General features: G+C 73.0%; 13 protein-coding genes and 1 riboswitch. Of the genes, 6 read left to right on the plus strand and 7 right to left on the minus strand.

Translation table 11 applies throughout. The features are described from left to right. The first annotated feature begins 206 nt into the window (after nucleotides 1-206). Entirely contained in the window at nucleotides 207-2,216 is a 2,010-nt protein-coding gene (locus N8I86_RS33370) for an elongation factor G (RefSeq protein ID WP_263279471.1), read from the plus strand. A 13-nt stretch (nucleotides 2,217-2,229) separates the two neighbouring features. Here N8I86_RS33370 and N8I86_RS33375 read toward each other — a convergent pair whose 3' ends face one another. Beyond that, the gene (locus tag N8I86_RS33375; RefSeq protein WP_263279472.1) at nucleotides 2,230-3,492 is read right to left on the minus strand and encodes a YncE family protein; all 1,263 of its coding nucleotides are present in this window, start codon (nucleotides 3,490-3,492) and stop codon (nucleotides 2,230-2,232) included. A gap of 142 nt (nucleotides 3,493-3,634) precedes the next feature. Here N8I86_RS33375 and N8I86_RS33380 point away from each other — a divergent pair, with 142 nt between their 5' ends. Then, nucleotides 3,635-4,297: a TetR/AcrR family transcriptional regulator gene (locus N8I86_RS33380; protein ID WP_263279473.1), complete on the plus strand. Its 663-nt coding sequence runs from the start codon at nucleotides 3,635-3,637 to the stop codon at nucleotides 4,295-4,297. 169 nt (nucleotides 4,298-4,466) lie between these two features. Then, entirely contained in the window at nucleotides 4,467-5,495 is a 1,029-nt protein-coding gene (locus tag N8I86_RS33385; RefSeq protein ID WP_263279474.1) for an alcohol dehydrogenase, read from the plus strand. Here N8I86_RS33385 and N8I86_RS33390 read toward each other — a convergent pair. From N8I86_RS33390 to ctaD, 3 genes are all read right to left on the minus strand, one after another. Beyond that, nucleotides 5,482-6,726, minus strand: coding sequence for a glycosyltransferase (locus N8I86_RS33390; RefSeq protein WP_263280190.1), 1,245 nt, complete (start codon nucleotides 6,724-6,726; stop codon nucleotides 5,482-5,484). The two genes, N8I86_RS33385 and N8I86_RS33390, sit on opposite strands and share 14 nt — an antisense overlap. Nucleotides 6,727-6,822: 96 nt before the next feature. Further along, nucleotides 6,823-7,173 (minus strand): hypothetical protein, encoded by a 351-nt coding sequence (locus N8I86_RS33395; RefSeq protein WP_263279475.1) that lies wholly within the window; start codon nucleotides 7,171-7,173, stop codon nucleotides 6,823-6,825. Further along, nucleotides 7,170-8,852: an aa3-type cytochrome oxidase subunit I gene (gene ctaD / locus N8I86_RS33400; RefSeq protein WP_404830884.1), complete on the minus strand. Its 1,683-nt coding sequence runs from the start codon at nucleotides 8,850-8,852 to the stop codon at nucleotides 7,170-7,172. Before ctaD ends, N8I86_RS33395 begins: the two co-directional genes overlap by 4 nt. A 49-nt stretch (nucleotides 8,853-8,901) precedes the next feature. On the opposite strand from ctaD, the gene N8I86_RS33405 reads away from it, so the two are divergent. Further along, on the plus strand, nucleotides 8,902-9,489 hold the full coding sequence (locus N8I86_RS33405) for an RNA polymerase sigma factor (RefSeq protein ID WP_073890898.1): 588 nt from the start codon (nucleotides 8,902-8,904) through the stop codon (nucleotides 9,487-9,489). Continuing rightward, nucleotides 9,482-10,744 (plus strand): CU044_5270 family protein, encoded by a 1,263-nt coding sequence (locus N8I86_RS33410; RefSeq protein WP_317633630.1) that lies wholly within the window; start codon nucleotides 9,482-9,484, stop codon nucleotides 10,742-10,744. Before N8I86_RS33405 ends, N8I86_RS33410 begins: the two co-directional genes overlap by 8 nt. Here the strand turns inward: N8I86_RS33410 and N8I86_RS33415 are convergent, their stop codons facing one another. The 3 genes from N8I86_RS33415 to N8I86_RS33425 form a co-directional block, all read right to left on the minus strand. Beyond that, nucleotides 10,745-11,593: a bifunctional 5,10-methylenetetrahydrofolate dehydrogenase/5,10-methenyltetrahydrofolate cyclohydrolase gene (locus tag N8I86_RS33415; RefSeq protein WP_073890896.1), complete on the minus strand. Its 849-nt coding sequence runs from the start codon at nucleotides 11,591-11,593 to the stop codon at nucleotides 10,745-10,747. It abuts the gene before it with no gap. Between the two features lie 26 nt (nucleotides 11,594-11,619). Beyond that, a riboswitch (ZMP/ZTP riboswitch) is annotated at nucleotides 11,620-11,700 on the minus strand. Nucleotides 11,701-11,739: 39 nt separating this feature from the next. Then, nucleotides 11,740-11,976: a hypothetical protein gene (locus N8I86_RS33420; RefSeq protein ID WP_263279477.1), complete on the minus strand. Its 237-nt coding sequence runs from the start codon at nucleotides 11,974-11,976 to the stop codon at nucleotides 11,740-11,742. A 12-nt stretch (nucleotides 11,977-11,988) separates the two neighbouring features. Beyond that, nucleotides 11,989-12,354, minus strand: coding sequence for a nuclear transport factor 2 family protein (locus tag N8I86_RS33425; RefSeq protein ID WP_073890895.1), 366 nt, complete (start codon nucleotides 12,352-12,354; stop codon nucleotides 11,989-11,991). Between the two features lie 172 nt (nucleotides 12,355-12,526). On the opposite strand from N8I86_RS33425, the gene N8I86_RS33430 reads away from it, so the two are divergent. Further along, on the plus strand, nucleotides 12,527-12,832 hold the full coding sequence (locus tag N8I86_RS33430; RefSeq protein ID WP_073890893.1) for a hypothetical protein: 306 nt from the start codon (nucleotides 12,527-12,529) through the stop codon (nucleotides 12,830-12,832). The last annotated feature ends 153 nt before the right edge of the window (nucleotides 12,833-12,985 follow it).

The following is a 12,985-nucleotide window of genomic DNA, read 5'->3' on the forward strand; positions in this document are numbered from 1 at the left end:
ACTCTATGGCGGCTCTCCGGACGCGGCGAGTGCTGCGGCGCCGACTTGTTGAGCGTTAATCGATTGCCGTCGACGGAGCGTCCCTGCTGCACTGCTCGGGACCCGATGCCCCTCGGGACGTCACACGGAGAGGACCCCTCGAATGCGCGCAGCGTGCATGTCCACCCAGGAAGGAACCCACCCCGTGCCGAAGGACATCACGCTCAGTGCATCTGCTCAATCTCGGAATTCTCGCGCATGTCGACGCAGGTAAGACCAGTCTGACCGAACGGCTGCTGTACACGGCCGGAGTGATCGACGAGGTCGGCAGCGTCGACGAGGGCAGCACCACCACCGACACCCTCGCGCTGGAGCGGCGGCGAGGCATCACCATCAAGTCCGCCGTCGTGTCGTTCCCGCTCGACGGCGTCACCGTCAACCTCATCGACACACCCGGTCACCCGGACTTCATCGCCGAGGTCGAGCGCGTGCTCGGTGTCCTCGACGGTGCCGTGCTGGTCGTGTCGGCCGTGGAAGGCGTCCAGGCGCAGACGCGGGTGCTGATGCGGACGCTGCGCCGGCTGCGCATCCCGACGCTGGTCTTCGTCAACAAGATCGACCGGCGTGGCGCCGAGGACGGCGCCGTGCTGAGCGGCCTCGCGCGGCGGCTGGCCGCGCCGTTCGTTCCGATGGGGCGGACCGCGGCGCGCGGCACCCGTGCCGCCCGCTTCGTCCCCCACCTCGGCCCGGCCGCGCTCGACACCCTGGCCGACCACGACGACGGGCTGCTCGCCGCGTACCTGGACGGCGAGGTGCCCGAGGCCCGGCTCCGCTCCGCCCTGGCGGCCGGGACCCGGAGCGGACTGGTCCATCCGGTGTACTTCGGCTCCGCCGCCACCGGCGCCGGCGTGCCCGAGCTGATCGACGGCATCGAGCACCTGCTGCCGCCCGCCGCGGGCGACCCGGAGGGCCCCCTGTCCGCCTCGGTCTTCAAGGTCGAACGCGGCCCGGCGGGCGAGAAGATCGCCTACGCCCGCCTCCACACCGGCACGCTCCGCGTCCGCGACCGGGTGCCCGTGGGCGCGGACGGCGACCGGCCCGCCGCCACCTCCCGCGCCACCGCCGCCCGGAAGGACGGCCGGGTCACCGCGATCAGTGTCTTCGACCGGGGCTCCGACGTACGGCGGGACAGCGCCGGGTCCGGCCGGATCGTCAAGGTGTGGGGTCTCGGCGGGGTCCGGATCGGGGACGCGCTCGGGGTGCCGGCGGCGGCGTACCGGCATCATTTCGCGCCGCCCACCCTGGAGTCCGTCGTCGTCCCGGGTCCCGGCACCGACCGGAGGTCACTGCACCTCGCGCTCACCCAGCTCGCCGAGCAGGACCCGCTCATCGGGGTCCGGCACGACGAGCGGCGCCGGGAGACCTCCGTCTCGCTCTACGGCGAGGTGCAGAAGGAGGTCGTCCAGGCCACCCTCGCGGACGAGTACGGCCTGGCCGTCACCTTCCGCGGGACGACCACCCTCTGCATCGAGCGGCCGGCCGGCTCCGGGCACGCCGTGGAGTTCAACAAGAAGGACGCCAACCCCTTCCTCGCCACCGTCGGACTGCGCGTCGACCCGGCGCCGCCCGGCTCGGGAGTGGCGTTCCGGCTGGAGGTCGAGCTGGGCTCGATGCCGTACGCCTTCTTCCGGGCCGTCGAGGACACCGTCCGCGACAGCCTCGGCCAGGGGCTGCACGGCTGGCGGGTCACCGACTGCACGGTCACCATGACCCACTCCGGCTACTCGCCCCGCCAGAGCCATGCCCACCAGGGCTTCGACAAGAGCATGTCCAGCACCGGCCACGACTTCCGGGGCCTGACCCCCCTGGTCCTGACCGAGGCGCTGCGCCGGGCCGGCAGCCTGGTGCACGAGCCCGTGCACCGCTTCCGCCTCCAGGCGCCGGCCGACACGCTGGGCGCGCTGCTGCCGGTGCTCGCCCGGCTGGGTGCCGTACCCGAGACCACCGCGACGCACGGCCCGGCCTGTGTCCTGGAGGGCGCCGTGCCCGCGGCCCGGGTGCACGAGCTGGACCAGCGGCTGCCGGGGCTGACCCGGGGCGAGGGCGAGCTGGAGACGGCCTTCGACCACTACGCCCCCGTCACCCGCGGCCAGGTTCCCGAACGTCCGCGCACCGACCACAACCCGCTCAACCGGAAGGAGTACCTGCTGAACGTGGCGGGCCGGATGGGGGACTGATCCGACGGTCCGCTCAACTCCCGGCGGGGCCCGTCCAGTCGGCCGGTACGTGCCCCAGCCGGACGCGCTGCGGATGGTCGCCGACGGGGACCGACGTCACCTTCCGGCCCGTGGCGAAGTCGATCGCCGTCACCTGGTCGGCGCCGCTCTCGGAGACGATGCAGTCCTTGCCGTCGCCGCTGACCGTCGCCCAGTACGGCTTCGACGTCGTGACCAGCGGACCCTCCTGGAGGGTGGCGCGGTCGACGACGGTGGCGTAGTCGTCCATGGTGCCCGCGACGCACAGCTTCGTGCCCGCGGGGTTCATCGAGATGCCGTGGTGGCGCGAGTCGTTGACCCACGTGGTGCGGTCCTCGCTGGTCGCCGGGTTCTTCGGCAGGGTCTTCACCCGGGTGATCCGGTCGGTGGCGACGTCGTACTCCAGGAAGCCGTTGAAGAACGACACCTGGAAGTACAGCTTCGACTCGTCGGGGGAGAAGACCGCCGGGCGGACCGCGTCGGAGTAGTTCTTCAGCCCGAACGCGTCGAGCCGCTGGCGCATGTCGATGACCTTGACCTGCTTGTACGTCGTCGCGTCCACGACGGTGATGCGCCGGTCGCCCTTGGTCCAGTCCCAGATCGGGTCGTCCAGGGCGGTGTTGACGTCCCCGATCGACATGTTCCAGATGTACTTGCCGTCGCGGGAGAAGATGTTCTCGTGCGGCTTGTCGCCGGTGGCGAACGAACCCAGCTGCCTGCCGGTGTCGATGTCGAGCACGTGCACGGTGTTCGCGGTGGAGGCGGACACCGCCACCCGGGTGCCGTCCGGCGAGACCGCCATGTGGTCGGAGCGGTAACCGGCCACCGGGAAACGCCAGTTGACCTTTCCCGTGGCGAGGTCGAGGGAGACGACGTCGGCGAAGCTCGGCCGGGACACCACGACCGACCGGCCGTCCGGGGTGGAGTACATGTCGTCCGCGAACTGGTCGTGGCCCTCGCCGACACCGTTGCGGATCGCCTGGAAGTAGATCCACTTGATCGGGTCGGCGTTGATCTCCGCCATCCGGGCGGCCTTGTCCGGGACGACGTCGATCCGGCCCACCTTCGCGTAGTCGCCGGTGGACCTGATGACGTCCGCGGTGCCGTCCCAGTTGTTGCCGACGAACATCACCTCGCGCAGTCCGCCGGACGTGCCGGCCGCCGCGCCGGCGGCGGAGGCGGCGGCCGCGGGACCGGCGGCGGTCAGGACGAGGGCGGCGGCCACGGAGCAAAGGTGCCGGGTTCTGGAGGCAGGCATGACTGCTCTCTTTCCTCGTGGGGGAATCTGAACACGGGCGCTTTCACAGTCGACTTACCGAAAAGTAAGGAGCGGTGGGGCTTCTCGACAAGATGTGTGCACGACAAGATTGGGTGATCGCAGGGGCTATGGAGGGAGCAGGGTGACGGGCAGGCTCAAGACGCCCACGGGCCGCTACGGCGGCAGGACCGCCGAGGAGCGGCAGGCCGAGCGCCGGCGGCGCTTCCTCGACGCGGCGCTGCGGCTGTTCGGCGGCACGCCCGGCTACCGGGGCACGACGGTCGCCGCTCTGAGCCAGGCCGCCGGACTGTCCACGCGCCAGTTCTACGAGGAGTTCCGCGGCCTGGAGGACGTCCTCGCCGCGCTCCACCTCCAGGTCAACGACTGGGCCGAGGAGGCCGTGCTGGACGCGCTCGCCTCGGCGGAGGGACTGCCCCTGGCCGAGCGCGCCGCCGTCCTCTTCCGCGCCTACGCCCGGGGCGTCACCCGCGACCCGCGCCGCATCCGCATCACCTTCGTGGAGATCATCGGGGTCAGCCCGCACCTGGAGGAGCAGCGCCTCGCGCGCCGCGCCCGCTGGATCGACCTGATCCGCGCCGAGGCCGACGCCGCCGTGGCCCGTGGGGACGCCGCACCGCGCGACTACCGCCTCGCGGCCACGGCCTTCATCGGCAGCGTCAACGGCCTCCTGCACGACTGGAGCGCCGGCTGGGTGGACGCCACCCTGGACGAGGTGGTGGACGAGCTGGTGCGGCTGCTGCTGGGCATGCTCCGGCCGGAGGGCTGGCGGCCCGCGGCCGGGTGAGGGCGCGGCCGGGGCGGCGCGGCCGGCTGGTCCGGCGCGGATGCCGACGAGGCGTGCCGGACCTGGCAGGCCCAGGTCAGCGGGGGTGCCGGCCGTTCGGCGCGCGCGATCGGCCGGGAACTGGTCTGCTGGTGCGGGGGGCCGTCGTACCCGTTCTCCGGAGAGACACATGACTACCTACCGAGTCGCGCAGGTGGCGACCGCGGACGGCGCCTTCGAGCTGGTCGAGCGCGAGGTGCCGCGGCCGGGGCCCCGCCATGTGCGGATCGCCGTCGAGGCCTGCGGGATCTGCCACAGTGACGCCCTCTTCGTGAGCGGCGGCCTGCCCGGCGTCACGTTCCCGGTGGTGCCCGGGCACGAGATCGCCGGACGCGTCGAGGAGCTCGGCGAGGACACGCAGGCATGGGGATACCAGGTCGGCGACCGGGTGGCGGTCGGCTGGTTCGGCGGCAGCTGCGGCCACTGCACGCCCTGCCGCCAGGGCGACTTCATCGTGTGCGTCAACCTCCAGGTCCCCGGCTGGACCTACGACGGAGGCTTCGCGGACCAGGTCGTCGCGCCCGTCGACGCCCTGGCCCGGATTCCCGAAGCGCTGTCGGCGAGCGACGCCGGCCCCCTCGCCTGCGCGGGCGTCACCACGTTCAACGGACTGCGGCGCAGCTCCGCCCAGCCCGGCGACCGGGTCGCGGTGCTCGGCATCGGAGGCCTCGGGCACCTCGGGGTGCAGTACGCGGTGGCGATGGGCTTCGAGACCATCGCGATCGCCCGCGGCGCCGAGAAGGCCGACTTCGCCAAGCAGCTCGGCGCCCACCACTACGTCGACAGCACCTCCGGCACCCCGGTCGCCGAATCCCTGCAGTCCCTGGGCGGCGCCCACGTCGTGCTCGCCACCGCCGGGAACTCCGAGGCCATCACGGGCACCGCCGACGGCCTCGCGCCGCGCGGGGAGCTGGTCGTCATCGGAGCGGACACCGCACCGCTCGGCATCAACCCGGCCCAGCTGCTCCTCGCCGGGCGCGTGGTCCGCGGCCACCCGTCCGGCACCTCGCAGGACGTCGAGGACACCATGGCCTTCAGCGCCCTGCACAGCATCCGCCCGATGACCGAGACCGTCCCGCTGACGGAGGCGGACGAGGCGTACCAGAAGATGCTCGCCGGACGGGCCCGCTTCCGGATGGTGCTGCTCACCGCCGGCTGACGCCCCGGCCGCCCAGCCGGTCCACCGCCCCGACCACGGGGGCCGCGCCGTCCTCGCCCCGGACGCGGGTGCCCAGCGCCCGCGCCCGCTCCCGGTACGCCGGGTCCCGGGTGGCCCGTACCAGGGCCGAGGCCAGGGCGGACGCGGTCAGCCGGCGCAGCGGTACGACACCGGGGGCGACACCCAGGCCCACCAGCCGGGCGGACCAGAACCCCGCGTCGAACTGGACCGGCACCGGTACGGCAGGCACCCCGGCCCGCAGTCCCGCCGCCGTCGTGCCCGCGCCCGCGTGGTGCACCACGGCGGCCATCCGCGGGAAGAGCAGGGCGTGCGGTACCTCGCCGATGGTGAGCATGTCCTCGCCGTCGGCCGCGAGCCCGCCCCAGCCGCGCTGGATCACCCCGCGCAGCCCGGCCCGCCGCAGCGCCGCGACCACCTGGGCACTGAGCCGGCCGGCGTCCGGCACGGTGGCGCTGCCCAGTCCGACGAACACCGGCGGGGGCCCGGCGTCGAGGAACTCGGCGACGGCCCGGGGGAGTTCCGTCCCGGTGTCGTAGGGCCACCAGTAGCCCCCCACCTCCAGACCGGCCCGCCAGTCGCGCGGCCGGGGCACCACCACGGGGCTGAACCCGTGGTGCACCGGCCAGACCCGCTCCCGCGTCCGCCGCGCCACTCCGGCTCGGTCCGGGGGAAGGCCCAGCCGGGAGCGCAGCGAGGGCACCGTGGCGGCGAAGACCCGCTCCACGGCGAGGCCCACCCCGTGCCCGGCGGCCCGGTTCGCCGTACCGCCCCAGGAGCCGCCGCCGAGCACGGCCGGCGCGAACTCCCGGGTGGCGGTGAGGGGTTGCAGGTAGACACCCATGCTGGGCAGCCGCAGCCCCTCGGCGATGGTGTGCCCGAGCGGAGCCACCGAGGCCGACAGCAGCAGTACGTCGCTGTCGCGGGCCGCCGCGAGGAGGTCGTCCGTCATCCGGCCGACCAGCCGCCGCGCCAGCTCCACGACCCGGATCAGTTTCCCGGCGCCGCTCGCGCTGCGGTGCAGTCCCCGGCCGCGCGCCGACTCCAGCTCCGCCCGCGGATCGACCGGCAGCGCGTGGAACCCGACCCCGGAACCCGCCACGAGCGACGCGAACCGCCCGTGCGTGACCAGGGTGACCTCGTGCCCGGCCCGGTGCAGCCGGTGTCCCAGCCCGGTGTAGGGAGCCACGTCGCCCCGTGAGCCCGCCGTCATGATCGCCACCCGCACGCGTCCCAGTATGGCGACCGGCGGCGCGCGAGCAGTGCCTGTGACGCGCCGGCCGACCGGCGCACGGGGGCGCCGGGGCGCCTACCCGGCGGCGGCGAGCACCAGCGCGCTCCCCGCCAGCACCGCGCAGCCCAGCAGGAGGCAGGCCAGCAGGCGGGTGCGCAGGGTGCGGTAGCGGGCTTCGTAGTCCCGGCGCAGTTCCTCGGCCCGTTCGGCGGTGCGGTGCCAGGAGGCGCGGGTGAGTGTCAGGTACTCCGCCTCGAACTGGGCTTGCAGATCCTCCCGTTGGGTTTCGGTGAGCCAGCCCAGCCGGGAGGCGAGGCGTGCGCCCGCCGTACGGCCCTCCTGCCGTGCGGCGGCCAGCAGCAGATGGCCCTCGATCTCCCGCACGAGGGCCGGTCCCGCCCGGTCGCCGCAGTCCTCGGCCGTCATCGGACGGCCGACTCCCGCTCGTGGGACGCGATCTCCGGGTGGTGCAGGTCGAAGGCCGGGGACTCGCTGCGGATCCGGGGGAGCGTGCGGAAGTTGTGCCGGGGCGGCGGGCAGGAAGTGGCCCACTCCAGCGAACGGCCGTAGCCCCACGGGTCGTCGGTCTCCACCCGCTCGCCGTACCGGGCCGTCCGCCACACGTTGTAGAAGAACGGCAGCAGGGACGCACCCAGCAGGAACGAGAAGACCGAGGAGACCGTGTTGAGCGTCGTGAACCCCTCGGCCGCCAGATAGTCGGGGATCCGGCGCTGCATGCCCTCGGCACCGAGCCAGTGCTGCACCAGGAACGTGCCGTGGAAACCGGTGAACAGCGTCCAGAACGTGAGCTTGCCGAGGCGCTCGTCGAGCATCCTGCCGGTCATCTTCGGCCACCAGAAGTGGAAGCCGGCGAACATCGCGAAGACGACCGTACCGAACACCACGTAGTGGAAGTGCGCCACCACGAAGTACGAGTCCGAGACGTGGAAGTCGATGGGCGGTGAGGCGAGCATGACGCCCGTCAGCCCGCCGAAGACGAACGTGACGAGGAAACCCATCACCCACAGCATGGGCGTCTCGAAGGACAGCGAGCCCTTCCACATCGTGCCGATCCAGTTGAAGAACTTCACGCCGGTCGGTACGGCGATGAGGAACGTCATGAAGGAGAAGAACGGCAGCAGCACTCCGCCGGTGACGTACATGTGGTGGGCCCACACCGTCACGGACAGACCGGCGATCGCGATGGTCGCGGCGATCAGACCCATGTAGCCGAACATCGGCTTGCGGGAGAAGACCGGGATGACCTCGGAGATGATGCCGAAGAACGGCAGCGCGATGATGTACACCTCTGGATGGCCGAAGAACCAGAAGAGGTGTTGCCACAGCAGGGCGCCGCCGTTGGCGGCGTCGAACACGTGGGCGCCGAACTTGCGGTCCGCCTCCAGGGCGAACAGCGCGGCCGCGAGGACCGGGAAGGCCAGCAGCACGAGGACGGCCGTCAGCAGCACGTTCCACACGAAGATCGGCATGCGGAACATGGTCATGCCCGGCGCGCGCATGCAGATGATCGTGGTGATGAAGTTGACCGCGCCGAGGATGGTGCCGAAGCCGGAGAAGGCCAGACCCATGATCCACAGATCCGAGCCGAGCCCCGGGCTCCGGATCGCGTCCGACAGCGGGGCGTACGCGAACCAGCCGAAGTCCGCCGCACCCTGCGGGGTGAGGAAGCCGCTCACGGCGGTGAGCGAGCCGAACAGGTAGAGCCAGTAGGCGAACATGTTCAGCCGCGGGAACGCCACGTCGGGCGCGCCGATCTGCAGCGGCATGATCCAGTTGGCGAAACCGGCGAACAGCGGCGTCGCGAACATCAGCAGCATCACGGTGCCGTGCATCGTGAACGCCTGGTTGAACTGCTCGTTCGACATGATCTGCAGGCCCGGCCGGGCCAGCTCGGCGCGCATGAACAGCGCCAGCACACCACCGAACAGGAAGAACCCGAACGCGGTGACCAAGTAGAGCGTCCCGATCGTCTTGTGATCGGTGGTGGTGAGCCACTGTACGGCCCTGGTGTCTTGGATCCTCTTCACGCCCCGCCTGTGTCCGCGCCCGCCCCACGCGTCACACTCGGGCGACGCGAGGAGCATCACGGAAGAAGGGTGTGACGATCCGGGCCGTGCCGGACACGAACCGAACATGAGCAACGACGAGATCTTCGCCGCTGCCTATCGCGAGCACTACTGGGCGGTCAGCCGCTATGTCGCGAGGCGGCTTCCGGGGCGGACCGGCGAGGTGGAGGAAGTGGTGGCGGAGGTGTTCACGGTCGCCTGGCGGCGCCGGGCCGACCTGCCGGCCTCGCCGCTGCCCTGGCTGTACGGGGTCGCCCGCAACTGCCTGGCGAACGCGGTACGCGGCTACGGGCGGCGGCGCCGGCTGGTGGACCGGCTCGGCAACGACGAGGCCGCGCACGGCCGGCACGTCGTGGACAGCCCCGACGCCGAGGCCCCGGGCGCCTGGGTGCACGAGGCCCTGGACCGGCTGTCCCCGGCCGACCGGGAGATACTCCGGCTGGCCGCCTGGGAGGAACTCGGTGCCGAGGAGATCGCGGTCGCCCTCGGCTGCGGCAGGCGCGCGGCGACGATGCGCCTGCACCGGGCACGGCGCCGGCTCCGGACCGAGATCGACCGGCTGGGCCCCGCCCCGTCCGCCCCGGCCGAAGACCGGCCGCCGCCGGCTCCCGTCCCCGCCGACGCGACCCTGTGCAAGGACCACGGACATGGCTGACGAACTCGAACTCCTCCGCCGCGCCGACCCGGTGCCGGCCGACCACCCCCGCTTCGGCGACGGGCCGCTCGACGATCCCGCCGAGCGGCGGCTCACGCGACTGATGACCGAGGAGCACGCGGGCCGACGCCGGCGCCGGTCGCTTCCGGCATCGTCCGGCCGGCTTGCGCAGCCGTGGGCCCAGCTGCTTGCGGCACTTTTCGGCCGTTCCCGGCGCCCGTGGGCCCGGCTGCTACCTGCACCTTCCGGCCGGCTTGCACGCCCGTGGGTCCGGCTGCTTGCGGCACTTTTCGGCCGTTCCCGGCGCCCGTGGGCCCGGCTGCTGACTGCACCCTCCCGCCGTCCCCCGCGTGCCCGGCGCCGGCTGCTTCCGCCGCCTCCCGGCCGTACTCGGCGCGCCCGGCTGGTCTGGGGCCTCGCCGCCACCGCCGTCGTCCTCGCCGTCGCCCTCGACGCCGTGCTCGGCGGCGCGGGCACCCCGCGGGCCGTCGCCGCGCCCCGCCCGCTGACCGTCCGCACCCAGTCCGCGCCCGTGCCCCTGACGGACCTGACCGCCCTCGCCGACGCCGCCGCCTCGGGCGGTTCGCCGCGTCTGCGCAGGGGGACGCACGTGCAGTCGTGGAGCCTCGGCATGAGCGACGGCAAGCCCCCCGTCACCCTCCCCGAGGAGCGCGTGGTGCGCTGGCACGCGGACGCCACCCACACCGAACTGGTCGTGGCGACCGACCCGCGGCATCCCGGCAGGCCGGTCCTCACCGACGAGGGCGACGTCGAGGGCGACGCGCCGCACGAGGTGGCGGACGGCCATGTGATCAGCCGGACGACCTACCCGCCGATGTGGAGCGACGCCCCGCCCGAGGCGCCCCCGCCGCACACCGCGGCGGCCCTGAGCGCCTACCTCACCGAGGTCGTCCGCCCCCGGACCGACCGGAGCACGGCCCCGCTGAGCACCGCCGAACTCCTCGACGCCACCGTGGAACTGCTCGACCACTGGACCCTCGGCGCCCGCGAGTCCGCGGCCCTCGTCCACCTGTTCGCGCGGACCGGTGGGCTGCGCCCGGTCGGCGAGGTGACCGACCGCCTGGGCCGCTCCGGCCACGCGTACGTCCACGACGCCCGCGGCATCCGGCGCATGCTCGTGCTGGAGCCGCGCACCGGCGCCGTCCTCGGCATGGAGGACACCTTCACCGAGGACGACCCCGGCTACGGGGTGAAGGCCGGGGACGTCATGGGATACAGCGCCTGGCTGCGCTGATCACACCCCGAGCTGCCGGGCGGCGGCGTCGACGGTCTGCTCCAGCAGCGTGGCGATCGTCATCGGACCCACACCGCCCGGCACCGGCGTGATCAGCGAGGCCCGCTCCACGGCCGAGTCGAAGTCGACGTCGCCGACGTTCCCCGGGTTGTAGCCGGCGTCGATCACGACCGCGCCGGGCTTCACGTCCTGCCCGCGGATCAGCCGGGGGCGGCCGACGGCGGCGACGACGACGTCCGCCTCGCGGACGGCCGCCGAGAGGTCCCGGGTGCGCGAGTGGCAGTACGTCACCGTGGCGTCCCGGGCCAGCAGCAGCATGCCCACCGGCTTGCCGAGGATAGCGCTGCGGCCCACCACCACGGCCCGCTTCCCGGCCGGGTCGACGCCGTACTCGTCGAGCAGCCGCACGATCCCGCCGGGCGTGCAGGAGACGAAGCCGGGCAGGCCGAAGCTCATCGTGGCGAAGGAGGCGAAGGTGACCCCGTCGACGTCCTTCTCCGGGGCGATCGCCTCGAACGCCGCGCGCTCGTCCACGTGGTCACCCACCGGATGCTGGAGCAGGATGCCGTGCACCCCCGGATCGGCCGACAACTCCCGCAGCGTGGCGACGAGTTCGGCGGTGGTCGTGGCGGCGGGCAGGGCCACGTGCCGCGACTCGATGCCGGCCTTCCGGCAGCGGTTCTGCTTCATGCGGACGTACGTCACGGACGCCGGGTCCTCGCCGACGAGCACCGTCGCCAGACACGGCGCGCTGCCCGTGCGCCCGGTGAGGTCGGCGGCCTTCTTCGCGGTCTCCTCGACGATGCGGCGGGCGAGGGCGGTACCGTCCATCAGACGGGCCTGGGTCATGCTGCACACTCCTGAGCTGGATCGACTCTCCTCGCCCAGGCGCGCGGCATCCACCGAAGGCCGCTCCCCGGTGGTTCTCCACCTCAGCGCCAGTCACGGCCGGCTACAGCGTAACCGAACAGGTGACCAGGGGATCCGCACGTCGCTCAGCGCGGCCGGGTCCGCCGTCCCCTCGGGCCACGCGGCAGCGAAGGACGTGAGCGCATGCCTGCCAGCACCGACCGGACCAGGGCGGTCGACACCGGCAGCCGCACCGTGAGGGCGGGCGCTCCCCACCGCGTGCGGGTGCGGGGCACCCGGCCGAGCACCGCCCGCGCCGACAGGGTCCAGGTCAGCCGCGTGCTGACCTGGACCCTGGCGTTCCTCCTCGCGCCGCCTGCCATGCCGGGCCGTTCCTACTCGTCCCAGGCCTGGATGAGCAGCTGGTTCGTGATCTTGCCGTCGCGCAGGGTGACCATCGACTCGGCGATGACCCGGGTGCCGTCCCCGTACTGGCAGGACTCGCTGAACGCGGCGTGGTCGCCCTGCACGACGCACTGCTCCAGCTTGTGCGTCATGTCGCGGCTGTAGATGTCGTCCAGCAACTCGGCGATCTGGCCCCGGCCCCGCAGCACGGTGGGCTCGCTCGGCTGGTGGTTGTGGTCGACGATACGGATCTCCGCGTCGTCGGCGTAGAGGGACAGAAGAGTGTTACCGGTGTTCCCTTCGATGCCCCGGCGCAACGTCTCGGCGTCGAAGGCGCGGCCTGTCGCGGTGCCCATGGTGACCTCCTTCAGGCGCCCGCGGCCCGATGAGGAACGAGCCGCGCGGGCCTCACCTCCGAGACTCCTCCGGCCCGGCGGCCTCGGCAAGCGCAGAACGGGGGCTCCGCCTCACGGGTGAGCGCGGCCCGCCGCCCGTGTCCGGTCGGGCCCCCGAACCGTTGCTCAAGGCATGATCTCAACACGACGCATCGCCGCCGCGGTCGCCCTGGCCGCCGGAATCACCGGCCTCGCCGCATCGTCGGCGAACGCGGCCGGCGGCGCCCCGCTGGTCGACAAGCTCGGCGCGGTGAACACGCTGGACTCGCTGGCCGTCAGCGGCATGCCCGCGCAGGACCAGGCCAAGATCCCGCGGGTCTCCCAGCAGCTCCAGGCGTTCAACCACCTCCAGGAGCTGAACCAGCTGAACCAGGTGGAGCAGGTTCTCGCCCCCGCCGCGCCCGTGCTCGGCCTGGCGTCGGCCATCCCCATCCACTGAGCCCGCACCCGGGCAGCAGGGCCGTCCCGACCGGGGCGGCCCTCGCCGTTTCCGCCCGCACGGGGGCGCGAACGCCGGGTGGTCCGCCCCGGGTTCGTGATCCGGGGCGGCCGGTGGAAGGGGCGCTCGGGAGCCGGTCACCGGAAAGATCCA

This window comes from Streptomyces albidicamelliae (assembly GCF_025642175.1).
GTDB lineage: Bacteria > Actinomycetota > Actinomycetes > Streptomycetales > Streptomycetaceae > Streptomyces > Streptomyces albidocamelliae.

Excerpts from the sequence above, each read along its gene's own strand:
- N8I86_RS33375 (WP_263279472.1), bottom strand. The coding sequence starts at position 3,492 with ATGCCTGCCTCCAGAACCCGGCACCTTTGCTCCGTGGCCGCCGCCCTC.
- N8I86_RS33385 (WP_263279474.1), top strand. The coding sequence starts at position 4,467 with ATGACTACCTACCGAGTCGCGCAGGTGGCGACCGCGGACGGCGCCTTC.
- N8I86_RS33390 (WP_263280190.1), bottom strand. The coding sequence starts at position 6,726 with ATGACGGCGGGCTCACGGGGCGACGTGGCTCCCTACACCGGGCTGGGA.
- N8I86_RS33395 (WP_263279475.1), bottom strand. The coding sequence starts at position 7,173 with ATGACGGCCGAGGACTGCGGCGACCGGGCGGGACCGGCCCTCGTGCGG.
- ctaD (WP_404830884.1), bottom strand. The coding sequence starts at position 8,852 with ATGCTCCTCGCGTCGCCCGAGTGTGACGCGTGGGGCGGGCGCGGACAC.
- N8I86_RS33405 (WP_073890898.1), top strand. The coding sequence starts at position 8,902 with ATGAGCAACGACGAGATCTTCGCCGCTGCCTATCGCGAGCACTACTGG.
- N8I86_RS33410 (WP_317633630.1), top strand. The coding sequence starts at position 9,482 with ATGGCTGACGAACTCGAACTCCTCCGCCGCGCCGACCCGGTGCCGGCC.
- N8I86_RS33415 (WP_073890896.1), bottom strand. The coding sequence starts at position 11,593 with ATGACCCAGGCCCGTCTGATGGACGGTACCGCCCTCGCCCGCCGCATC.
- N8I86_RS33420 (WP_263279477.1), bottom strand. The coding sequence starts at position 11,976 with ATGGCAGGCGGCGCGAGGAGGAACGCCAGGGTCCAGGTCAGCACGCGG.
- N8I86_RS33425 (WP_073890895.1), bottom strand. The coding sequence starts at position 12,354 with ATGGGCACCGCGACAGGCCGCGCCTTCGACGCCGAGACGTTGCGCCGG.
- N8I86_RS33430 (WP_073890893.1), top strand. The coding sequence starts at position 12,527 with ATGATCTCAACACGACGCATCGCCGCCGCGGTCGCCCTGGCCGCCGGA.